General features: G+C 67.1%; 14 protein-coding genes. 7 read left to right on the top strand and 7 right to left on the bottom strand.

Features of this window, described 5'->3' with window-relative positions:
* Nucleotides 1-3: 3 nt before the first annotated feature.
* The 6 genes from virD4 to V2L18_RS19705 form a co-directional block, all read right to left on the bottom strand.
* Nucleotides 4-2,211 carry a type IV secretion system ATPase VirD4 gene (gene virD4, locus V2L18_RS19730; RefSeq protein ID WP_336180041.1) on the bottom strand — a complete coding sequence of 736 codons (2,208 nt, stop codon included), beginning with the start codon at nt 2,209-2,211 and terminating at the stop codon, nt 4-6.
* 319 nt (nt 2,212-2,530) lie between these two features.
* On the bottom strand, nt 2,531-4,525 hold the full coding sequence (locus tag V2L18_RS19725; RefSeq protein ID WP_336180039.1) for a hypothetical protein: 1,995 nt from the start codon (nt 4,523-4,525) through the stop codon (nt 2,531-2,533).
* A gap of 180 nt (nt 4,526-4,705) precedes the next feature.
* The gene (locus V2L18_RS19720) at nt 4,706-6,304 is read right to left on the bottom strand and encodes a hypothetical protein (protein ID WP_336180038.1); all 1,599 of its coding nucleotides are present in this window, start codon (nt 6,302-6,304) and stop codon (nt 4,706-4,708) included.
* A gap of 86 nt (nt 6,305-6,390) precedes the next feature.
* Nucleotides 6,391-6,570: a hypothetical protein gene (locus V2L18_RS19715; protein WP_336180037.1), complete on the bottom strand. Its 180-nt coding sequence runs from the start codon at nt 6,568-6,570 to the stop codon at nt 6,391-6,393.
* A 53-nt stretch (nt 6,571-6,623) separates the two neighbouring features.
* A complete protein-coding gene (locus tag V2L18_RS19710) occupies nt 6,624-8,882 on the bottom strand; it encodes a relaxase/mobilization nuclease domain-containing protein (protein ID WP_336180036.1) in 2,259 nt (752 codons plus the stop codon).
* 31 nt (nt 8,883-8,913) lie between these two features.
* The gene (locus V2L18_RS19705; RefSeq protein WP_336180035.1) at nt 8,914-9,423 is read right to left on the bottom strand and encodes a DNA mobilization endonuclease VirD1/MobC family subunit; all 510 of its coding nucleotides are present in this window, start codon (nt 9,421-9,423) and stop codon (nt 8,914-8,916) included.
* Between the two features lie 317 nt (nt 9,424-9,740).
* Here V2L18_RS19705 and V2L18_RS19700 point away from each other — a divergent pair, with 317 nt between their 5' ends.
* The gene (locus tag V2L18_RS19700; RefSeq protein ID WP_336180034.1) at nt 9,741-10,436 is read left to right on the top strand and encodes a conjugal transfer ATPase VirC1; all 696 of its coding nucleotides are present in this window, start codon (nt 9,741-9,743) and stop codon (nt 10,434-10,436) included.
* A gap of 2 nt (nt 10,437-10,438) precedes the next feature.
* Nucleotides 10,439-11,206, top strand: coding sequence for a VirC2 family conjugal transfer protein (locus tag V2L18_RS19695; RefSeq protein WP_336180033.1), 768 nt, complete (start codon nt 10,439-10,441; stop codon nt 11,204-11,206).
* An 81-nt stretch (nt 11,207-11,287) separates the two neighbouring features.
* Here V2L18_RS19695 and V2L18_RS19690 read toward each other — a convergent pair whose 3' ends face one another.
* Entirely contained in the window at nt 11,288-12,736 is a 1,449-nt protein-coding gene (locus V2L18_RS19690; RefSeq protein WP_336180032.1) for a hypothetical protein, read from the bottom strand.
* A 652-nt stretch (nt 12,737-13,388) separates the two neighbouring features.
* Between V2L18_RS19690 and repA the strand changes: the two genes are divergently transcribed.
* The 5 genes from repA to V2L18_RS19665 all read left to right on the top strand — a co-directional run bounded on the left by repA (nt 13,389) and on the right by V2L18_RS19665 (nt 21,296).
* Nucleotides 13,389-14,624, top strand: coding sequence for a plasmid partitioning protein RepA (gene repA / locus V2L18_RS19685; protein ID WP_336180031.1), 1,236 nt, complete (start codon nt 13,389-13,391; stop codon nt 14,622-14,624).
* Nucleotides 14,621-15,769, top strand: coding sequence for a plasmid partitioning protein RepB (gene repB, locus V2L18_RS19680; RefSeq protein ID WP_336180030.1), 1,149 nt, complete (start codon nt 14,621-14,623; stop codon nt 15,767-15,769). The genes repA and repB overlap by 4 nt, the downstream gene beginning before the upstream one ends.
* A 386-nt stretch (nt 15,770-16,155) precedes the next feature.
* Nucleotides 16,156-17,514 (top strand): plasmid replication protein RepC, encoded by a 1,359-nt coding sequence (gene repC / locus V2L18_RS19675; protein ID WP_336180029.1) that lies wholly within the window; start codon nt 16,156-16,158, stop codon nt 17,512-17,514.
* 781 nt (nt 17,515-18,295) lie between these two features.
* The gene (gene arcD, locus V2L18_RS19670; RefSeq protein WP_336180028.1) at nt 18,296-19,807 is read left to right on the top strand and encodes an arginine-ornithine antiporter; all 1,512 of its coding nucleotides are present in this window, start codon (nt 18,296-18,298) and stop codon (nt 19,805-19,807) included.
* A 211-nt stretch (nt 19,808-20,018) separates the two neighbouring features.
* On the top strand, nt 20,019-21,296 hold the full coding sequence (locus tag V2L18_RS19665; RefSeq protein ID WP_336180124.1) for an arginine deiminase: 1,278 nt from the start codon (nt 20,019-20,021) through the stop codon (nt 21,294-21,296).
* Nucleotide 21,297 lies beyond the last annotated feature (1 nt).

Here is a 21,297-nt window from a genome sequence, read left to right as displayed (position 1 = left end):
GGTCTATTCGCCGCTGTCGCGGTTGGCGCGGTTGCGGGCCTGCACGTCCTTGATGCGCTCCAGAAGATCGCGCTGGGCCAGCAGAACCGACGGATCGGGCCCGGCCGGCGCCGCCGCTGCGTGCGCCGTTTCCCGCTGCGCTTCGCCGGCCGCGCGGGCGGCCTGTGCGGCGCGCATCCTGCGGTCCCACTCCGCCCGCTGGCGTGCCGCCTCTTCCGGCGATGCGGCGGCCTGCTGCGACGCCTTCTTGCGCGGCGGGGCGAGGATGTCCGTCTCATCCGGGTCGAAGTCGCTGTCGCCCGCACCGACAGCGGCATCGACAGCGGTATCGGCAGCCACATCGGCGTCGGGCGCGTCGTAATCGTCGGGAGCGTCGTCGTCCGGGATCTCGTCGCCCTCGTATGCGTCATCGGGGGCGCCGAAGGCGAGCGGGGGGAACGCCGCCTCGTTTGCGGCCATCTCAGGTTCAACCGTCTTCGGCGCGGGCTCGCCAGCGCCCGTCATGTCTCCGGCGCCCGTCATGTCTATTGAGAAGGTCTCGGCGGTCAGGGAGATGGGATCGGGCTCGGGCAGATCGCCGCTCTGGGCCTCGAAGATGCGCTTCAGCTTGCGGTCGGCGTAGTACTTGACCTTGTTCATGTGCAGCGGCGGCTGACCCTTGACCAGCACGATCTGCTTGTCGTCGGCCACCAGCCGCACCTGTTCCGGCCGCATCAGGAGCGCGCCCTGGTCGGAGGCCTGGATGTTGGTGTCCCACCATTCCTTCTGGCTGTAGGACTTGGACTTGCTCTTGAACGTGTATTCGCCGATCGCCTTGGAGATGTATTCCGGCGTCTCGTCGTCGGCGGTGGCCATGAACACCTGAACGCCGGTGTTGGAGAGAAAATTCTCCTTGCCCGATTGCTCGTAGGCGCCGGTCAGCGCCGACAGGCTCTGGATGATGAACATGAACCGGCCCTTGTAGCCGGCGATGGTGGTGACCGCCGTCTCGATCGCCTCCAGCTGGCCGAGATGCTTGAACTCGTCGAGCAGGAAAAGCACCTCGAAGATCTCGTCCTCGCCCGGCATCTCGCGCTGCAGGATGGAGACGACCTGCTGGAAGAACAGCCGCACCAGCGGGGCGATCACCTCCAGATCGTTCGGGCTGACGCACAGATAGACCGAGGTCGGGTCGCGGCGCAGGTCGTAGATGGAGAAGTCGGAGCGCGAGGTGGCGTTCTTGACCATCGGGTCGGCCCACAGGTTCAGCCCGCCGTCGCCCAGCACGGACGTGTAGGAGGTGATGATCTTGGTGTCGTTGCCGGCCATGTTGTCGAAGATGCGCACCACCTCGGGGATCTTGCTGTCCTCGGCGAGCTGGGCGAAGAGCTTGTATTTCTCGCCGGGTGCGGCGAACAGGTCGTAGACCGCGCCGATGGTCGGGTTGCCGCGCTCGATGCAGGCCAGAATGCCGGCGACGAACAGGTCGCGCGCGCCGTCGATGAAGCCCTCCGAGCCCTTGCCCTTGGCCGCGATCAGGTTGTGCGCCATGCGCCGGGCCTCGGTGAAGCGGCGTTCCGGCGGCATGGCGACGATATCCAGCACCGGGTTGTAGCAATGGGTGCGCCCGTCCTTGTCGAGTGGCGAGAACTTGAAGACCTTGTCGCCCTTGGACCGGCGCGCGCGCGAGGTCAGCTCGAACAGCTCGCCCTTCACGTCGAGCGCCAGCACCGAGCCGTTGAAGGTCAGAAGCGTCGGGATGACGACGCCCACGCCCTTGCCCGCGCGGGTGGGGGCGACGACGAGGGAATGGGGCTGCTCGCCGTTGGTCAGGTATTTGCCGAAACCGCGCGGGCCGGTGGTCTTGCCGAAGATGGGGCCCGATATGCGCGAATAGGGGCGCAGGTAGCCGAGCCCGGCCATTTCCTGAAACCGTGCCCAGCGCGCCGTACCGTGGTGCTTGGTCTTGAAGATGAAGATCGAGAGCACCAGCGCGACAAGCAGCGCCGTCACCACGACGATGACGAGCGAAGTGAGAAAGGCGTGGGTGAAATAGCCGCGCCGGAACGGGCTCTCCTCCCACAGGGCGAGAAGGTCGAAATCGGAAAGGGCGTAGAGGCTCAGCCCGTCCTTGAAATTGACGTAGAGGCTCGAAAACAGCAGCCCCAGCGGCAGCGAAAAGGCGGCGCCAAGCGCCAGTGAATGAAATTTCTGTCGGCCGTCCTGGATCATCGTCGTCCCTCATGTGGCCAGAAATGAAAGCGCTCGATATCAATGCTCTAGCGAAGGCGGGTTCGCGCGCGCGGATCCAGCCGGGGGCGAACCGCCTTGCGGGCTTGCGCCTCCTGCCGCGAACGGGCGTCCTCGCGTGCCGCCTCAAGATCGGGACGGGCGTGCGGGGCCCGATCTTCCCCGTTCGTCTGGTCTTCCCCACCCGTCCGGTCCTCTCCACGCGCCCCGTCAGGCGCGTGGTGCGGGTGTCGTGTGCCGAGCCTGCGGATGGGGCGATGCGCGTCCGCGGGCCCGTCCGTCTCCTCTCCCATGTCCGCACTCAACCGCCGAGCCCGACGCTCGCGGCCCCGCGGTCGTTGCGCGTGAAACTGCGTTCGGGCGAAAGGACCCGCCCGCGCGGGGGAACGCCGACGGCACTTGAATCCGCGACGGACGGCGGCGCCTTTGGGACGGCGGCGGGACGGACGCGCCCGGCGGTGCGGGACACGCCGCCGGCGCGCGGCACCGGTCCGGCCAGATCGTTGCCCAGGGAACTTTCCAGCGCACTGGCGACCTCGCTTGGCGCATTTGCTCTCGCGGCGGCGGCCTTGGCCATCGTTTCCATCTGGCGCGGCGCCTTCGGTGCCTTCGCGCCCGCCGGAGGGCCGCCGACGACACTTGAATCGGCGACGGTCGGCGGGGCCTTGGGCATGGCGGCCGGCCGGCCGCGCGCGCCAAGCCGGGTCACGGTACCGGCAGGCGGCAGGGGGCCGGCGAGATCGCCGCCGAGAGAACTGACTTCGGAACGGGCCTGGGGGGCGGTGTTCGTGTTGACCTGCGGAGCGTCCCGCGCGCTGGCGACCCCGCTTTTCGCCGCGGCGGGCGGGGGCGGTGTCTCTCGCGCGCTCGCCGCGTCGCTCGGGTGGAGACTGGTGGGCGTGGTGGAGACTGTGGAGCCGAGGCTCGCCTGGGAAAAGGCGATCTTTTCCGCATCGGTGAGACCGGTGTCCGGGGTGCTGGCGCGGGTTTCGCCGGAATGCCGTTCCCTCTGCGCCTCCGGTGCCGGGGCCTTTTCGTCCGGCGCGATGCTGCCGGCCGGTGGTTTTTCAAGGCTCGCCTGCGACCGGGTGCCGACCTGCGAGGCGGAATCGTCGGGCGACACATCCTTGGCGAAAACATCCTCGCGCGCGCCGGCGGGCGAATAGCCCGGCACGTTGGAGGGGGAATAGGCGGGCGGCGGCGTTTCCATGGTGGGGCTGCGCCGGGCGCCCGCGCGTTCGGGGCTGCCATGTTCGGCGGCGGCCGCCGCGTTCGGCGGGGTCGCTTTCAGCCAGTCGTCCAGCCGGCTGTCGCGTTCGGCCGCGCTCGGCGCCTCGCGCGATTTCAGCGCGGCTTCCAGCGAGATCGGAGCCGCCTCGCGGCCTGCATCCTTACCAGATCCCCGGGCCCCGCCCGTCGCGTGCCGCTGCCATGTCGCCTCGCTCTGCCGCTTCTGGCCCTGGCGCAGCTCGATCTTCTGCCTCTCCTTCGGCGAAAGGGCCTTGGGCGGGCGGGTGCGCTCGAACCACAGGAACTTGCGGGTGACCTGCTTGGTCATGTTTTCGAAATCGTAGTGGACGGAGCGTTCGAACAGCGGCCGGCCCTTCGCCCTGCCCTGTCCGCGCCCGTTCTTCGGCGGCACGATCTCGTCTTCCGCGCCCGCCTTGCGCTTGCCCCAGCTGCGAACCTTGGTTTCGCCCTTGCCGTTTGCGTCCGGCACGACGTTCATCTCGTAGCGGCCGAGCCGGCGATGCGTGGTGCGCCAGTGCTGGGCCCCGCCGTCCGGTCGACCAAGGGCCTGCTGGGTCTTGCCGTACCAGCCGAAAAGATCGGTTTGCTCGAAGGTCTGGCGCTTGCCGTCCGGGGTCTTCGACCATTTCGTGCTGCCGATGAAGTCGCCGCGCTCGCGCGAGAGCTGCTCGCCGCCCTCGTCATAGGTATCGGTGGCATGGAAGCCGAGCGGGTATTGGCGCTTGACGCTCTTGTGGCTGCCGTCGGGGTGGTATTCGACCTCCCGCGTGCGCAGCGGGTTCTTCTCCTTCTTCCGGGTGCGGGCGTAGATATCGCCGTCCAGCCCCCCATCGTGGACGCCGCCATCCCGGCCCTTGCCGCGCCAGGTGTAGTCCTCCTCCTTGCTCCACCAGCCGCCGAACAGACTGCGGTCGTTGGTGGCGATGCCGGCGTCCCTGTTGACCGTGCGGTCGCGGCCATAGAGCGAGCCGTACCGCTTCAGGTCGGTTCCGGTATCCCCTTCGGGGACGGCGAAAGTCTTCTCTCTCTTGCGTTTGTCAGCCATGGCGCAGCTCCTTTCGAGGACCGGCGGTTCGGGACAAGGCGGGGAACGGCGGGTCGGGAGGGAAGCGGAACGCGCCTTGCGGTTCTTTCCTTCCCGGCTCCATTTTCACGCGTATTCGCGGATCTCGCGTCCGGATGCCTGGAGCATGTTCCGAGCGATTCCGCTTGATCTGAAAGCGCTCTAGGCGCCCACGCTGATGCCCCCGGCGGCGCGCTTGTTGCCACGGTTGGCGATCATCTGCTTGCGCGGGTCTTGCGGAGTGTCGCTGCCGCTGTCGTAGCCGGCCAGATCTTCCATCTTTTGCGGCACCACCTTGCTGACGTGGTCGATCGCGCGCTGGTCGTAATGGCCGATGCGCGGCTCCACCCCGATCTGCTTGCCGATCCCGGGCGTGATGGACTCCCGGTCGCGAAGGGTGGCGTAGAGCATCTTCAGCGAATTGCCGGGCACTTCTTTGGTGCTGCCGGGCCTGTCGCCAGGTGCGATTTTCGTCTTGGGCGTGAAGGTTCGGGTGTCGCTGTAACGGCCGGCGACGGTCTCGCCTTCGCGCAGGCCCCGCTGCGCGGCGGTCGCCGTGATGAAGACGTCCTTTGACTTCTGTACCCAGGCCTGGTCGGCGCCGGCAGCCGAAGAGATTTTCTCGAACCCTTTGGGAAGATTGTATTCTTTCGCCAGGGCTTGGTAGATCTCGGGGTATTTCTCGGCCGCCATGGCGGGGCTGACATAGGTGCCTTCGGTGATCCGGACGCCGGCTTTCAGCAAGCGCGGATGTTCGTCGACATCGGCCGCGATTTGGGCAAGCGTCTGATTTTTTTCGTGTTGCGCGGTGTCGCGCACGAGTTTCATGGAGACGAGCTGGTTGCCGGCGGGATCGCTCACGGTCCGGCCGTCCTCCTGGCGGGTGGCCTCGGCCTCCACCACCAGATCCGGCAGGTGGCGGTTGTAGGCGAAGTCCATGCCGTAGGTCTTGGCCAGACGCCGATCCGCCTCGTAGCGCCCGCGCTCGTTCAGCACGGCGATGGAATCCCAGCGTCCGTCGGTATCGGCGATGCGCACATTGTGCTCGCCGTAGGCCTGCCCCATCTCGGCGGCGGTCATCTGCCGTCCGTCTTCGGTCAGGAAACGGGGATTGTCTTTGTGCAAGAGCAGTATTCTGTCGCCCTCGCCGTCACTTCTGGGCACCGTCAGCTCGATCTCGGGCAAATCGGCTCCGACCAGGTGGGGAACCTTGTATTCGTACTTGCGGAGGCGTGTTCCCGCGCTGGTCTCGAACTGTGCGGCCTCGTCATTGGGGTCGAGGGGCTTGAAATTGTTGCCCTTCGCCGCGTAGGGCTTGCTCTCGAAGTCACCCGCCTCCTTGATCCGGCTCCAGTTGTCCTGCCGCAGCTGCGTCATCTGGGCGCCGGATGAATTCCTCGGAATCTCGACGCTGTAATAGGCGCGCGGTCGGGTCATGGTGACGCCGTGTTGGTCGCGCAGCAGCCACGGATAGTCCCTCGGGCTGGCCTTATCGCCGTAGCGGCTCTGGAATTTTTCCTCGGACAGAAGCTCGTATTCGACGTGCCCGCCTGTCTTCTTCGCGCTGCGCGGCACCGCGATCCCCACCTCCAGTGTGCGGGCGGCGGAGGCCTTGCGGCCGGAGAGGTTGAGCGTCGCCATATTGTCGGCGAAGTCGTCGGTGCTGCCCGCCGTGGGAATGGAGCCGAGCGTGCGCTCCCCCGTCTCCTCCTTTTTCACTTTGTCGTCGGTCTGCATCGTGTCGGGTTCGAATTCGGACATTTGTCTTCACTCGCCTTTGTGCGGCCGCATCGTCGGCGGCCTCGTGGGAGGAACGGGTCATCGGGGCTGAGGCCCCTGCCCGAGCGTCAGGCCTCTTCCGGCCGCAGATACGCGCCGGGCGCCATCAACACGTCCATGTCGTCGTCGAATTGGGGTTCGTCGGGCGGATAGATCGTGTCGCCGGGGCGAAGACCGGCCGCCCTGGCGGGCGGCTGGGGCCAGTGGCCGCCTTGCGGGTGGGGGCTCGTGACTTTTCGCAAGCTCATGTGTCGTCCTTTCGTCGAAGGCCTGGAAGGGGCGGAAGGCCGGGGCACGACGCCTATCGTGCCCGGCGCTCCGGTGTGCGCCCCGGGTTGCGATCCGGGTTGCGATCCGGTGTGCGATCGGGCGAATGCTGTTGTCCCTCGCCGTCACGCGCTTCGTTTTCCGGTCTCCGGCCGCCTGTCTGGCCGCCTGTCTGGCCGTCGGGCTGGCCGCCGGGCTGGCCGCCTGGATGGCCAGATGCGGATTGCTGGTCGGGCCGGGTGCGGCCCTGGTTCTGGCGCTGGTTCTCGGCGGCGGAGCGGGCGTTCTGGGCGTTCTGGCGGACCTGGCGGGACAGCGCGTCGAGTTCGCGGGCAACCCACGGCTCCACCGCCGGTGCGCCGGCATCGCGGCGGGCCTGCTCGGCGCGGGTGGCGACGCCAGCGGCGCCGTAGCGCGCGCGGTTCCACACGATGTTCGCCCGCCGTGCCGCCTCGCGCAGCCGGTTGCCTTCGGCCCGCCAGTCGGCAAGGGTCTGCGAGTCGCCGCCTGCCGGCCGGCTCGCCTGATGCTCGCGAGCGCTCCGGCGTGCTGCATCGAGCCGGCGCTTGGCCTCCTTCGACACGGCCTGGGCGTGATCGCGCGCGCGGGTCGGTTCCGGGCGCTGATCCGACCCTTGGCCCGACCCTTGGCCCGAGCCTTGAGCAGCACCTTGAGCAGCACCGGGAGCCGCACCGGGAGCCGCGCGGCCATGCGGGGCCCCGCTTCCTGCCTGCGTTTCGTTTCCGGTGGGCGTTCCGCTTCCGGTGGGCATATTGCCGGCAGCCGGAGAGGCGGGAGGGCCGGAAGGGTCCGCAGGGCCGGCCTGGCGGGATGGCGTCCCGTTTGCGTCCGCCGGCGTCTGCCCCGCGCGGGCCGCATCGCCGCCGGGCGTCTTGTGGCGCCGGGGCGTTGCGTCGAGATTCTCGTTCTCGCGCTCTGCACGGGCCTCCTGCCGCTGGCGCCCACCCTGCCGGCGGGCCTCCTCGGCCGGGCTCTCCGGCATGCGGCGGCGGGTCGGATCCTGTCCATGGACCTCGTTCTCGCGGGCCGCGCGCGTCTCTTGCCGCCGGGCGTCGCGGCGCTCTTCCTCGCGCTGGCGGTCGGGATCGGATGTGGCTCCGGTTTCGCCGCGCGCCGCCCCTGAAGAAGGCGCGGGGGCGCCGGCCGCACGCCTGCGGCCACGGTCGCTGACGTCGTAAAGCGAATCGAAGGGGCTCTGCCTGTCGTCGTCACCGATCTGGAGCGGCAATTCCTCCTGCGGGGCGGGGGCCATGTTCTCCGCTTCGGCCCGCTCGGCCGCCTCGGCCGCCGCGCGGGCTGCCTCGAGGCGGCGGCGTTCGAACGCGACAGCGGCGGTGATGCGGCGCCGTTCCTCGACAAGCGCCAGCCGGGCCGCCTGGAGGGCAAGTTGGCGCTGTTCAAGCGGTTCGATTGGCGTCTCCAGACTGCGCCGGCGCTCTTCTATCTCCCGCTGCCAGCCGCGCGCGGCCTCATCGCGCAGGTGTGCGTCCTGTTCCGCATTGCGGACAAGCCCGGCGCGCCAGGCCCGCCGCGCGGCCAAATCCTCGTCGAAGCCGGGATCGCGCACGGGCGGGCGGAAGCCAAGCGGGCCTTCCGCCTCGTCCTCGTTCTCCCGCTCTCCTTCCCGGTCGGCGGGCTGGAACATGTAGCGTTCGTCCACCTGCCGCCAGCGACGCCAGTACTGGCCGTCCGTCATCGCGCGACCCATGATGCCGCGCTCGGCCCGGCTGGTGGCGCGCGCGTCGATACCGGCGTCTCTCGCGGTTCTGGCGGCGATCTCGCGCATGTTCGGCGGGTTGAGGTAACGGTCGTAGCGCGACATCTGCATGATCGCGCGGTCTTCCACGTCCTGCCGGTTGACGACGATATGCGCGTGGGTGTGATCGGTGTCCTCGTGGAGGGAGAAGAGATAGTCGAGATCGACCGGATCGGCGCTGTCGTGACCGCGGTGGAAATAGGCCCAAACGCAGTCGCGTACGGCCTGCTGCGCCTGCGCGGTGCTCGGCCGGCCGGGATAGCTGATCATCAGATGGGCGAAACGCCGCCGCCGGCCGCCGCCATTGGTCGGCGGCTCGGGGCCGGCCGGCTCGGTCCATTCGTTGACGAACCGGCGCAGGCGCGCCCGGTCGCGGATGATCTCCGGATCCAGCGGCGTGCCCTGATAGCGCTCGCTGCGATGCACCGTCAGTGTGCCCTTGCGCGAGATGTAGGGCAGCAGCCGGCACAGGTCGCGCGAGCGGGTGATCTGCTTGACGACGATCTCGTTCGACATCGCGGCGCCTCCAAATCCCGTGACCGGGGCCTCAGGCCGCGGCCCCGGCCTCCAGCAGCCGCTTGCCGTCGTGGCGGCGGCGCGAGACGGACAGGATCGCCCTCAGCCGGGTGTCGAGCTCGGCGAATTCGCGGCCGAAGGCGTGACGGCAGGCGGTCAGCGCCTCCATGTCCACCGTGCCGGCATGCAGCGCGAGGCGGTTCAGCTCGATCAGGCTGTCGGCGATCAGGCCGATTTCGCGGGTGATCTGGCGCAGGTGCTGGCGCGTTTCGCTGTCGAGTTCCAGAAAGCCCGCGATCCGCCGCGCCGCGATGCGCATGGCCATGTTGTTGGTCAGTCCCAGCGCGCGCACATGCTCGCAAAAGCCGGCATATTCGGCCTCGCGCAGCCGCACGCTCAGGATCTTGTAGCCGTTGGGGTCGAACGCTCCCGCGCGCCGCCCGTTGCCCTCAAAGGCGAATTCGGTCGTCCGCCCGGCGCCGTCGGGGGTGGTTTGCCGCAAGCGGATGTCGTCGCGATCGTGGCTCTCGCCTGTGGTCATGTCGTCCGGGTCCTGTCTGGTCTGATTTACGGAATTTTTTGCATATACTAAATAAAACCGTAAATACGAAAGACTATATCGAAATACTGTTCATACAATTTGGCGTTCTAGTAGTTATGGTAGGGACGAATTTCGCTAGATACAAGTAGGAACGCGCAAAAAATGAAAACGGAGACATTTAATTTGCGAACTGATATTGAAAATGATATTTACAGTTTGTACAATTACACGAAAATACAAATACACAATTCCACATTTTTAGTCGTTTCTGGGCGGTTTCCGCCGCCCGACGGATCGGGTCGAAGGACATTGCGCGCATGAGATTGATCACCTGCTGTTCGTTCAAGGGAGGCGCGGGCAAGACGACGGCGCTGATGGGGCTGTGCTCGGCGCTGGCGTCGGGGGGGCGCACGGTGGCGTTGTTCGAAGCGGACGAGAACCGCCCGCTGTCCACCTGGAAGGAGAACGCGCTGCGCAACGACACCTGGGACGAGCGCTGCGAGGTGCTGGTCGCCGACGAACTGCCGGCGCTGGAGGACGCCTACGAGATGGCGGAGCGGCAGGGCTATGATTACGCGCTGGCCGACACGCATGGCGGTTCGAGCGAGCTGAACAACACCATCATCGCCAGTTCCGATTTTCTTCTGGTCCCGACCATGCTGACGCCGCTCGACATCGACGAGGCGCTGGCGACCTATCGCTACATCATCGAACTTCTGCTGGCGGAGAACCTGCATTCGCACACGGCGATCCTGCAGCAGCGGGTCTCCATGGGGCGGATCACGGCCTCGCAGCGATCGGGCATCGAGCTTCTGTCCGCGCTGCCGCTGTGCGACACGCCGATGTTCGAGCGCGACGCCTTCGCGGCGATGAAGAAGCGCGGCATGCTGCATCGAACCCTGGCGGGCATGGAGACCAGCCCGGGCCTGCGCCTGCCGGCACGCAACTACCGCAAGGCGATGGACGAAATGATCGCACTCGGCCGCTATGTCGAGACCGCGCTGGGGGCATAGCCGTGGGTATTCGCAAACCGAGCGTCTCCGTCACCGAGGCGCGCCGCCTGGCCGAAACCCGGCAGGCCGGCCTCGACATTGCTCTCGACATTGCTCGCGACAGGGCTCCTGACACGGCCCTCGACACGGCCCGCGATACGGCCCCTGACACGGCCCGCGATACGGTCATGGGCCGCCCCGCCCCGTCCGTTCCCGAAGAGGTCCGCTCCGCGCCGGAAAAATCCCGATCGATCGGGCCTGAAGCGGGCCAATCCGCGCCTGCGAAGCCCGGCAGCGGCTCCCCACCCCGGCCGGCGGCAAAGGCCGCGCGGGCGCCGGCGGCGTTCGACCCCTTCTCCGCGCGGCGGGAGGCGAAGATCCAGGTGTTCCTGTCGGCTCCGCTGCCCGCGCCCGGTGCCTCGCGCAGTTTCGACCTTCTCACCCGCACCCATCCGCCCGCGCGCGCGTTGCAGATGATCCTGCGCCGCGCGCTCGATCTCTACGAGGCGCGGCTTGAGGACGGGACCTTCACCACGCTGGCGCGCGAGTATCCGACGCTTTGCGGCGGGCAAGACGGGAAAATGGCCGAATGCGGAAGGGGGACCGCGCCCGGCGGCGAGATCGAGGGCGAGACCGTGCACACCTCGCGGATGATGGCCAGACGCCTCGTGGCGATCGCACGGGCGCATTTCGATCCGCTCGGCTTTGAGAGCAACCGCGCCTTCGGCCGCATGCTCGCCACCGCCGCCCTCGCCGTCTTTTTCGAGGCCGAACGCGCGGGCCGGAGATAGAGCATCGGGCGCGTCGCGCCGCCTTGCCGCCGGAGCATGGTCCTGTCGATCGGATTGCCTCAATCCGACCGGAATTATGCCCTAACGGCCGCGATCGCCGCCGTTTGGGCGGGGCTGGAGGCCGCGCAGGGGCCCTGCGGAACGGGTGGTCTCCGTGCGGGCGGCCTCTGTGTGGGCGGCCTGGGCGGTCAATGGAGCGGTCAATGGAAAATCGACCATGCCCCGCTCGTTTGCGCGCAGGTTCAAGAGCGCCACCGCTTCGCGTCCCATGTCCGCCAAAGCGACGTTTCGAAAGTGATCGGGGGCGGAAAAGTTGCCGCCGCGCGCGCGGGTGTTTGGGCGAAGCAGAAAGAAATCCTCGCGCACATGGGCCTGAAGCAGCGTTTTCCCGACCGCCGCCGCCTGTGCCGCCGCCGCCCGGCCGGAGAGAAACGTCTCCGCGTCCATGCGCACCATAAAGGACGGGGGCGCGGTATCGGGTGTGGGCCGTGCGGCGCGCAGGGCCGCCGGATCGAGGCCGTGGCCGGTCAGAACCCGCTCCAGATAGGCCCTGTTCGTCAGGTTGGCCGAGCTTGGGCAGAAATAGTCGTCGCCCGTCGGCGTCAGGATCCAGAACGCGCGCCCGGCGAGCGCTGCGGAAAGATGGGCCCGGCGAGCCCCGGGCTGTGCGGGCGCGGCGGCCGCCGCCTCACGCAGGAAGCGGGCCGCGCCGACGAAGGTGTCCGGCCCCTCGCGGACCAGAATGGAGGGGATATCCCTGCGTGCGCTGCGGCCGGTGAAGGCCGCAAAGGCATCGAAGGCCGGCCTCGGCTTGTACTGTGTGCGGTGGATCTCGTTGAAGCGGTCGTGGGTGTGAAAATGGCCCGATCCGTCGCGCAGGCGAATGTTGTTCGCCCCGTAGAGGTCGCACCAGTGCGCCAGCGTCTGGTCGTGTCCTTCCGGACGCATCCAGAAGTGATTGCCGCCATCCGTCACCATCATCGTCATGTCGGCGCAGGGCGCGCGGGCGAAGGCCTGCCTGTCGCGCGGGCGGAAGCTGTCGTCCTGGCCGCGAACGAGTTCGGTGTCGGCGAAATCGCGCCGCGCGGCCGCCCCGTAGATCTCTTCGAAGACCTCGCCCGGCAGGAATTGCGGCATGCGGCGGTCCAGACTGTTGAAGTCGAGCACCAGCGTTTCGGGCCGCGCCACCGGCCGGGGGCGGAAATCGGGCGGCACGTGGTCGTTGAGCCGGCCCTCGATACGGCCAAAGCCGTAAAGCGGATAGGGCGCCTTGAAGCGCAAACGGCGCGGGCCGGGCTCGATGACCGATCCGTCGGCCCGCCGGGCGGGCAGGCCCCGCGGCTCGACATATTCCAGCTCGCTCTCGTCCTCGTCCGTTTCGCCCGTTTCGTTCTGTTCGACCGTATCGACCATCCTGCCCGCACGCGCGGGCACATGTTCGGTGCGGGCAAGCAGCGCGTCGATCTCGGCCTCCTCCTCGCTGTCGAGATCAGGCAGAAGATCGGGCGCGGGCGAAACGGATGGAGGCAAAACGGATGGGGGCGGGGCGGATGGAGGCAAAACGGGCGCAGGTTGGCCGGCCCGTCGGTTTCGCCGCGGCATGCGTGCGAGAATCGCGGCGACTTCCGCCTCCTCCCCGCTGTCGAAACCGGACGAGGAATCATCCGCGTGCGCCCGCGCTGCGGTCCGCCGTGCGCTTGCGTCGCGGGGGCTGTCCGGTGATCCGGTCTCGTATCGGACCCGCCGCGCCGGCCGGATATCGCGCGCGCCATCGTCGTCCCGCCCGCTTCCGGAACCTTCCTCAGGCGCACGCGCCCGCTTGCGGCGGAGCGGGGCAACGGGGGTGGACGGTCGGGGGGGATTATCGCCAGGCATGAGGAAAGACCAATCCAAACAATATATTGAGCGAAATATCGGGCCTCCCCCGGGGGCTGTGGGAGGGCGCGCTTGTGAAGCATATGGGCATGGTGGCACGCCCTGTCGCCTTTGCCGATGAAAATTCGTGCAGGAAAAGACCACCCGCGCGCGGAGCGAGAAACGGCGGCACGGCGCGGGAATGCGCGGCCCGCTGGTCGCCGCGTTCAGGTTTCGTTAACCTAAAATTCCTTGCGGAATCGGACGCGCTGCGCCTACCCTGACGCAATAATGAATTGGAACGGCCCGTAACCGTCAGGAGCGCCGAATGCGCGCAGGCGAAATAATTGCCGCCAGGGACACGACTGCCAAGATCGAGGACTTTACCCACAAGCTCTCGGACAAGCTGCAGTCCATGCGCGAGATGACCTATCCGCCGGAAGCGCGCAAGGCTTTCGGGCGGACGTTCTCGACCATGGACCTGTCCCGGCTGCTGGCCATTCCCGAAAGCACCCTGCGCACGCTGACGCTGGAGGGGCGCGGGCCGCAGCCGTTGCGCGCCGACAACAACCGCCGCGTCTATACGCTGGATCAGGTCTGGGCGCTGCGGCACTATCTGGCCGAACAGCGGCCCGACGACGCGTTGCGGCTTCTGCCGCACCGGCGGGAGGGCGAAAAGCTGCAGGTCATCGCCGCGGCCAATTTCAAGGGCGGCTCGTCGAAAACCACCACCTCTGTGCATCTGGCGCATTTCCTCGCGCTGCAGGGCTACCGGGTGCTGTGCATCGATCTCGACCCGCAGGCCTCGCTGACCTCCACCTTCGGCATCCAGCCCGACCGCGACCTGCGCTCCGGCGAGGACGAGGACGAACGCACCGACACCGCCTATGACGCGCTGCGCTACGACAACCTGCGCGTGCCGTTTTCCGAGGTCATCCGCGAGACCTATTTCACCGGCATCCATCTGGTGCCCGGCAACCTGCGGCTGATGGATTTCGAATACGACACGCCGACGAGCCTCGCCGCGCGCCAGACCGACGAGCTGGGCCTGTTCTTCGAGCGGCTCGATGCGCTGATCGCCTCGGTGGAGGACCGCTTCGACGTGGTCATCCTCGATACTCCGCCCTCGCTCGGCTACACCACCATGGCCGCGCTCTATGCGGCGACGGGGCTGATCATCACCGTGCATCCGGCGATGCTGGACGTGGCCTCCTGCTCGCAGTTCCTGAAGATGATCGCCGACGTGACCACGACGCTGCGCGGCGGCGGGGCGGTGTTCGAGCACGATTTCATCAAGTTCCTGCTGACCCGCGTCAACCCCAATGACGGGCCGCAGAAGATCATGGGCGGCACCATGCGCGGCCTGTTCGGTGCGGACGTGCTGGTCGCCGAAGCGGTGGAATCGACCGCGATCGCGTCCGCCGGCGTCGCCAAGAAGAGCCTTTACGAGATCGAACCCGGCGAGGTCGGCCGGGAAACCCTGAAGCGCGCGCTGGAAAGCGCCGATCAGGTCAATGGCGAGATCCTGGACCTGATCGAGAGGGTGTGGGGACGAAGACCATGAAAAAGTCGATCGTCAAGCTGATGAGCGAGGCCGCCGAAGCGGCGGAAGCCGCCAAGGCTGAAAGAGTGGCGGCAGAGGCCGCGAAGGTCGAAAAATCGGCGGCGGGGGCCGGGAAGGCCGGAAAAGTGGCCGCCGGGGCCGGAATGGCCCCGGAGACGAAGTCGGCGCCCGAAACGGCATCGGCCACGGACGCTGATGCGGCTGCGCCTGTTTCCTCGCCGGCATCTTCCGGCACGCGGCTGCGCGCGCCGGTGGTCAACGCCATGGGCCGGGCGCTTTCCCAGTTGAAGGAGGACAGTGTCGTCTCGCTCGATCCGGGCAAGATCGACCCCTCCCCTTTCCAGGACCGGCTGGAGGGCGACGGCGAGGCGGCGGCCGCGCTTGAGGAGCTGAAACACTCCATCGAGGCGGAAGGGCAGAAGATCCCGGTGCTGGTACGCCCGCATCCCGATCAGCCGGGGCGCTATCAGCTGGCCTACGGGCACCGGCGGCTTTCCGCCATGAAGGCGCTCATGGCCGAGAGCAGGCGGCCGGAAACGGTCAAGATCCGCGCTCACGTGCGCCCGCTCACCGATCAGGAGCTGATCCGGGAGCAGTCGGTGGAGAACGGGGTTCGCGAGAACCTGACCTTCATCGAACAGGCGCTTTGGGCCCGCCAGCTCAAGAGCGCGGGGCTGAAGCAGCGCGACATGCAGCCGATCCTCGGGCTTTCGGAATCCGGCATTTCGCGGCTGCTGTCCGTGGCAGGCGCCATTCCCGCCGACATCGTGCGCGCCATCGGACGGGCGAAGAACGCGGGCCGGCCGGCCTGGATGACGTTCGCCCGGCTTTTGGAGGACCGCAAGGCGGTGGACCGGGTGCGCGCGGCCTTGCGCGACAGACGGCTCGGCCAGATGGAGGGCGCGGAGCGGCTGGCGCTGCTGACCCGTGCCGCGCGCGGAGACCGCACGCGCGGCGGCGATGCTGCGGCCGGCAACATGCGCGCAATCGAGCACGACGGGCGCACGCTCGCCAGACTGAAGAAAACGGCGACGGGCGCGAACCTCGCCCTGCCCTCGTCCGATCACGGCTTCGCCGACTGGCTGGCCGACAATCTCGCCTCGTTCTACGGCGACTTTCTGCGGCAACGGAAAGACGACGAATAGCGCGGGGCGCGCAAGATGGTGCGGACAGTCGGTCCGCGCGGGAAAAGAGCAACGGGAGAAGGAGAGAGAACCGAGTTTCGACGCCCGAACCTGGAGGAAACCGAACTTTCGGGAAAACCGGGCTTTGGAAAAGCAAGCCCTGGAAATGAAACGGGCCCTGAAAATGAAACGGGACTGAACGGCGGCAACCGCTCAGCCCCAAATTTCATGGCCGCAGGGGATTTCGCCCCAACGGAACCGTCAACACTTCCGTTTTAGGCGAAAAGCGAATCACGCGCAAGAGTCCTTGCGCGCGAACGGTATTGCTTTGCCGAAATTCCCCTCTCGCGGCCGTCCGACATCACGCGCCGCCCGTGGCCTGTCCGCCGCGGGCGAACGGAGGACGCATGCCTACCGCAGCAATCGCCTCATTCCGGAAGGTGACGCCCGGCGTCATCGCTTCCGCCCGCCTCGCCATGGCCAACGACGTTCCCCGCGTGACAAAGGGGGAAGTGGCCATTGCGCTGAAGCGCGCCGCCCGCCCGCTCGGCATCGACGGCACCGCCTATCACGTGCTCGACATCCTGCTCGGCCTTTCCAAGGCGCGGGACTGGGAGGCCGGCAACCGGCCGGTCGTGGCCATTTCCAACCGGAAGCTCGCCGAATATGTCGGCCGCAGCGAGCGTACCGTGATCCGGGCGCTGAAACGGCTGGTGGAGGCGGGCATTCTCGCCTATCGCGACAGCTCCACGGGCCGACGCTGGGTGCATCGCAACACCGAGGGCGCCATCGAGCGGGCCTACGGGCTCGATTTCCGCCCCGCGCAGGTGCGCTACGGCGAGATCACGGCGTTGGCGGATGCCTATCAGGCGGAGCTGAACGCCGAGCGTGAGGCGCGCCGGGCCGTTGTGCGCCTGTCGCGGGCAATCCTCGACATCGTGGAAAGCGCGGCGCGCGAGGGGCTCGCCCTCGATCTTTCCCCCTACATGCGCCGTCTGGAAACCGTGATGTCCGCTACCCGTCCCGCACAGGACAAGGCCGCCGATCTCGACGAGCTTTACGAGGCGCTGGTGAGCGCTGTCGCGGAAGGCGGCCAAACCGCCGATCGGGCGTCTGATCCTGCCGGCGATCGCCAGGAGCGGGCCGCCGGCGATGATCTTTCTAGATCCCCTGATATGACAGGCGCGGGTGACATCGACGTCACGCCATTATCTATTACAAACGCTCATCCTCTTCGAAATCCTTGTAACAATGAAAGGACGCCCGCATCCGCGGGCGACATAAAATCAAAGACTGACGGCGGCTTTGCCGCCGAATGGCTCCCGAAAAGGGAGCAAGCGGGCAAGGCAGAGCGAACCGGCAAAGCCCACGGTACGCGGCCGAAGGGCGGCGGCCAACGGAGCAAGGGGAGCGGAGACCGCTCGCCGAACCCTCATCTCAGCGATGTCTCGATTCACCTCATCGAAACCGCTTGCCGGCTCGTTGGGTCCGAACTGGGGCTTTCCCTTTCCAGCTGGAACGATCTTCGCAACGCCGTCGAGGCGCTGCGCCTCGCCGTCGGGGTTTCGCAAAGCGCCTGGGCGTTGGCGGAGGAACGCCTCGGCGGCCAGACGGCGGCGGCAATCCTCATCGTGGTGGTTGAAAAGAGCCTGCGGGAGCCGGACCGGATCGGCTCGCCCGGCGGATATTTCCGCGCCATGGTCGAGCGCGCCGGCGAAGGCCGCCTGAACCTTGCCCGTTCGCTGTTCGGGCTGGCGGCGGAGTAGCGGAGGGGTGGCCGGAGCGCCTGCCGTTTCGCAGGGACGGCCCCCGAACGCCCGGCCGATGCGGTTGCGGGTATCCGCCTTGCCGCTGGCGTCGTGTCGCCTCGTCTGGCGTTGCCGGCGTGAATGCGTCGCCGGCCGAAATGGCATGCGCCCCCCCCCGATCGTAGCTGTTCGAAGGTAATGAAAAAAATTTCATTATTTCCCTGAAAATTTCTTCCCGATTACAGTCGGAGTCTCCGGAAAACGGCCAGATTGCGCGAATTTTTCTTGGGATTTGTTGTGGCACGCCTTTTGCAATTTCTATCTCGCAAAAGGAAACCGTCGAATGACCCATGCCGCAAACACCGCTTTCCGTGCCTTGGATCTTGCGCCGACGCCGGGGGGCATGCCCTCGAAAGTGCGGATGCGGAACCGCCGTCGGAACCGTGGGCGGCGTGCGGCCGTAAGGCTGCTGTTCCGCCGGTCTGTTTGCATCCGGCCGGATAAAACCGCGCCGGAAACCATCCGACCCGAAGAAATCCAGGCTGAAACCGGCGGAAATTCGGAACTTTGCGTGCAGCGCGGGCCACCGGCCGGCGTGAGCGCAAGGCGCTCCTGAACCTCCCTCACATCGCCGCCAGGTCGTTGCGTTCGCGACCGAGGATCTCTTGCCAGTTCGACTTGTCGCGTCGGGGGACAGGGCACCCGCATGCCCGCTTCCGCCCGCCGCAACGATCCCTGCGCAACCGCCCCTTCGTGACGTCATGCACCAGGACAAGTCCACGATGCGGAGTATCGAGACATGTCAAACACAGAAAATATCAGTACCGTCGCAGATGTCGTCGCCGAAGACGCCGCCGCTGCCAAGTCGTCGAAAAGCGGCAAACTCACCCTTCTGCCGCTCGTCGCACTGGTCGTCGGATCGGAGCTTGGCGGAGGCGTTTTCAACCTGCCGCACGACGCCTCGGCCGGAGCCAGTCCCGGCGCGATCATCCTGGGGTGGGCCATTACCGGCATCGGCGTTCTGGCGCTCGCGCTGGTCTACCAGAGCCTGTCGATGCGCAAGCCGGAACTGAATGCCGGTCCTTATGCCTACGCCCGGGCCGGGTTCGGCGATTTCGTCGGCTTCTCCAGCGCCTGGGGCTACTGGATCAGCGCCTTTCTCGGCAACGTGTCCTATGCGGTCGCCATCTTCAGCGCGCTGGCCTTCTTCTTTCCCGTCTTCGGCGCCGGCAACAATCTGGTCTCCGTCATCGGCGCCTCGATCTGCCTGTGGCTGCTGCACACGCTCGTGCTGCGAGGGGTCAGGGAAGCCGCCTTCGTCAACGTGATCACCACGATCGCAAAGCTCGCGCCGCTGCTGCTGTTCATCGTGCTGACGCTGCTGGCCTTCAACTACGACAAGTTCACCTTCAATTTTTGGGGTCAGGCGACCGCCGACGGCTTCACCGGGCTCGGCAGCGTCGTCGGCCAGGTCAAGAGCACCATGCTCGTCACCTTGTGGGTGTTCGTCGGTATCGAGGGGGCGAGCGTCTTCTCCGGTCGTGCCGCGCGGCGCTCCGACGTCGGCCGGGCGACCGTGATCGGCTTCCTCGCCACGCTCGCCATCTACATTCTCGTCTCCCTGCTCTCCACCGGTGTCCTGTCGCAGCCCGAACTGGCGGATCTCCAGGTCCCGGCGATGGCCTACGTGCTGGAGCCGATCGCCGGCAAGTGGGGCTCGGGCCTCATCAATCTCGGCCTCGTCATCTGCGTCGGCGGCGCGTTCCTGAGCTGGACGCTGCTGTGCGCCGAGATCCCCTACGTCTGCGGCAAGGACGGCATCTTCCCGCGCTGGTTCTCGGCGGAAAACGCCAACGGTGCGCCCGTCAACTCGCTTTGGGTGACCAATGGCCTGATCCAGATCTTCCTGATCCTCAGCCTGTTCGCGTCCACCGCCTACCAGTTCTTCTACTCGATCGCGACCGTCGCGATCCTGCCGCCGTACCTCTTCTCCGGCGCCTATGCGCTCAAGATCGCGCTGACGGGCGAGAGCTACGACGAAAACCCCAGGGGCCGCACCAAGGACCTCATCTTCGGTCTGATCGCCACCGTCTACGGCGTCTGGATGCTCTACGCCGCCGGGCCGTCCTTCCTGCTGATGATGACGATCCTCTTTGCCCCCGGAATGGTCGTCTACGTCCTGGCACGGCGCAACGCCAAGGAAAACGGCCGCCTGTTCAACTTCTGGGAAGGCCTGTTCGCGCTGGCGCTCATCGTCGCTGCCTGCATCGCCTGCTGGCTGATCTCCAACGGAACCATCTCGCCGTTCTGAGAAGCGCGAAACGCCTTTCCCGCTTCTCCAACCTCCGACGCGCCCCGCCTGCCCGGGACCGTCGGGCGGGGAGCCGACCGCGCGACCACCAGGCCGGCTCCCCATTCCATCCACTTCCACCGTCGGCAGTGCCTCCGCCGACAAGCCGAAAGAGGAAAAAATGCAAGACTTTGGCCTTTCCCCCAACGGAGCCCAGCCCTGCTCGCCGGAGATGCTGAACTTCTCCGCCGCCGAAGGAACGTCCGCGTTCGGCGTCCATTCCGAATGCGGCCGGCTCAGGACCGTGATCGTCTGCCGTCCCGGTCTCGCCCAGAAGCGCCTGACGCCGGAGAACTGCAAGGAGTTGCTGTTCGATGACGTTCTCTGGGTAGCCGAAGCGCAGAAGGAACACGCCGAATTCGTGCAGATGATGCGCGGCCGCGGCATCGAGGTTCTCGAGTTCCACGACCTTCTCGCCGACGTCCTGAACACGGCCCAGGGCCGCGCCTACATTCTCGACCGCCGCGTCACGCCCGGTTTCGTCGGCACGGCCATGTGCAAGGACATCCGCGCCTGGCTCGATGAAATGCCCTCGCGGCTTCTGGCCGAGCATCTGATCGGCGGCATCGCCTGTTCGGAGCTGCCCTTCGAGGCGCACGGCCTCGTCGCCGGTTCCATGGAGCCGGACGATTTCGTCTTCGCGCCGCTGCCCAACTCGCTCTTCATGCGCGACAGCTCCTGCTGGATCTATGAGGGCGTGACCGTCAATCCGATGTACTGGCCGGCGCGCCGGCAGGAATCGCTGCTGCTCGCCGCGGTCTACAAGTTCCATCCGCGCTTCGGCGAGGGCGGGGCCCGCATCTGGTGGGGCGATCCCGACCGCAACACCGGCAACGCCACCCTGGAGGGCGGCGACGTCATGCCGATCGGCAATGGCGTGGTGCTCGTCGGCATGGGAGAGCGGACCACCCCGCAGACGGTCGGCGAGCTCGCCCGGACCCTGTTCAAGGCGGAAGCCGCCGAACGGGTCATCGCCTGCCAGATGCCCAAGTCCCGCGCGGCGATGCATCTCGACACGGTGTTCACGGTCTGCGACCGCGATGTCGTCGACGCCTATATCCCGGTTTGCGAGCAGATCCACTGCTGGAGCCTGCGGCCCGGCGATCGCGACGACGAGGTGGATTACCAGTCGGAGACCCGGCCTTTCCTCACCGCCGAGGGCACCGGCATCGCGGCCGAAGCCATGGGCCAGCAGAACCTGCGGGTCGTCACTCCCGGCGCGACTGCCGATGCCTACGAGCAGCAGCGCGAGCAGTGGGACGACGGCGCCAATGTCGTCGCACTCGAGCCGGGTGTCGTCGTCGCCTACGAGCGCAACGAACTGACCAATTCCGCCCTGCGCGCGGCGGGCGTGGAAGTCATCGCGATCAGGGGAAGCGAACTGGGCCGCGGCCGTGGCGGGGGCCACTGCATGACCTGCCCCGTGTTGCGCGATCCCGTCGCTCTCTAAC

This window comes from Breoghania sp. JC706, from assembly GCF_037026715.1.
GTDB lineage: Bacteria > Pseudomonadota > Alphaproteobacteria > Rhizobiales > Stappiaceae > Breoghania.
The sequence above is the reverse complement of the archived record's forward strand: the minus strand, read 5'-3'. Positions and strand labels throughout refer to the sequence as shown.

Excerpts from the sequence above, each read along its gene's own strand:
- V2L18_RS19720 (WP_336180038.1), bottom strand. The coding sequence starts at position 6,304 with ATGTCCGAATTCGAACCCGACACGATGCAGACCGACGACAAAGTGAAA.
- V2L18_RS19665 (WP_336180124.1), top strand. The coding sequence starts at position 20,019 with ATGCTGAACTTCTCCGCCGCCGAAGGAACGTCCGCGTTCGGCGTCCAT.
- V2L18_RS19725 (WP_336180039.1), bottom strand. The coding sequence starts at position 4,525 with ATGGCTGACAAACGCAAGAGAGAGAAGACTTTCGCCGTCCCCGAAGGG.
- V2L18_RS19700 (WP_336180034.1), top strand. The coding sequence starts at position 9,741 with ATGAGATTGATCACCTGCTGTTCGTTCAAGGGAGGCGCGGGCAAGACG.
- V2L18_RS19705 (WP_336180035.1), bottom strand. The coding sequence starts at position 9,423 with ATGACCACAGGCGAGAGCCACGATCGCGACGACATCCGCTTGCGGCAA.
- V2L18_RS19710 (WP_336180036.1), bottom strand. The coding sequence starts at position 8,882 with ATGTCGAACGAGATCGTCGTCAAGCAGATCACCCGCTCGCGCGACCTG.
- repA (WP_336180031.1), top strand. The coding sequence starts at position 13,389 with ATGCGCGCAGGCGAAATAATTGCCGCCAGGGACACGACTGCCAAGATC.
- V2L18_RS19715 (WP_336180037.1), bottom strand. The coding sequence starts at position 6,570 with ATGAGCTTGCGAAAAGTCACGAGCCCCCACCCGCAAGGCGGCCACTGG.
- arcD (WP_336180028.1), top strand. The coding sequence starts at position 18,296 with ATGTCAAACACAGAAAATATCAGTACCGTCGCAGATGTCGTCGCCGAA.
- repB (WP_336180030.1), top strand. The coding sequence starts at position 14,621 with ATGAAAAAGTCGATCGTCAAGCTGATGAGCGAGGCCGCCGAAGCGGCG.
- repC (WP_336180029.1), top strand. The coding sequence starts at position 16,156 with ATGCCTACCGCAGCAATCGCCTCATTCCGGAAGGTGACGCCCGGCGTC.
- virD4 (WP_336180041.1), bottom strand. The coding sequence starts at position 2,211 with ATGATCCAGGACGGCCGACAGAAATTTCATTCACTGGCGCTTGGCGCC.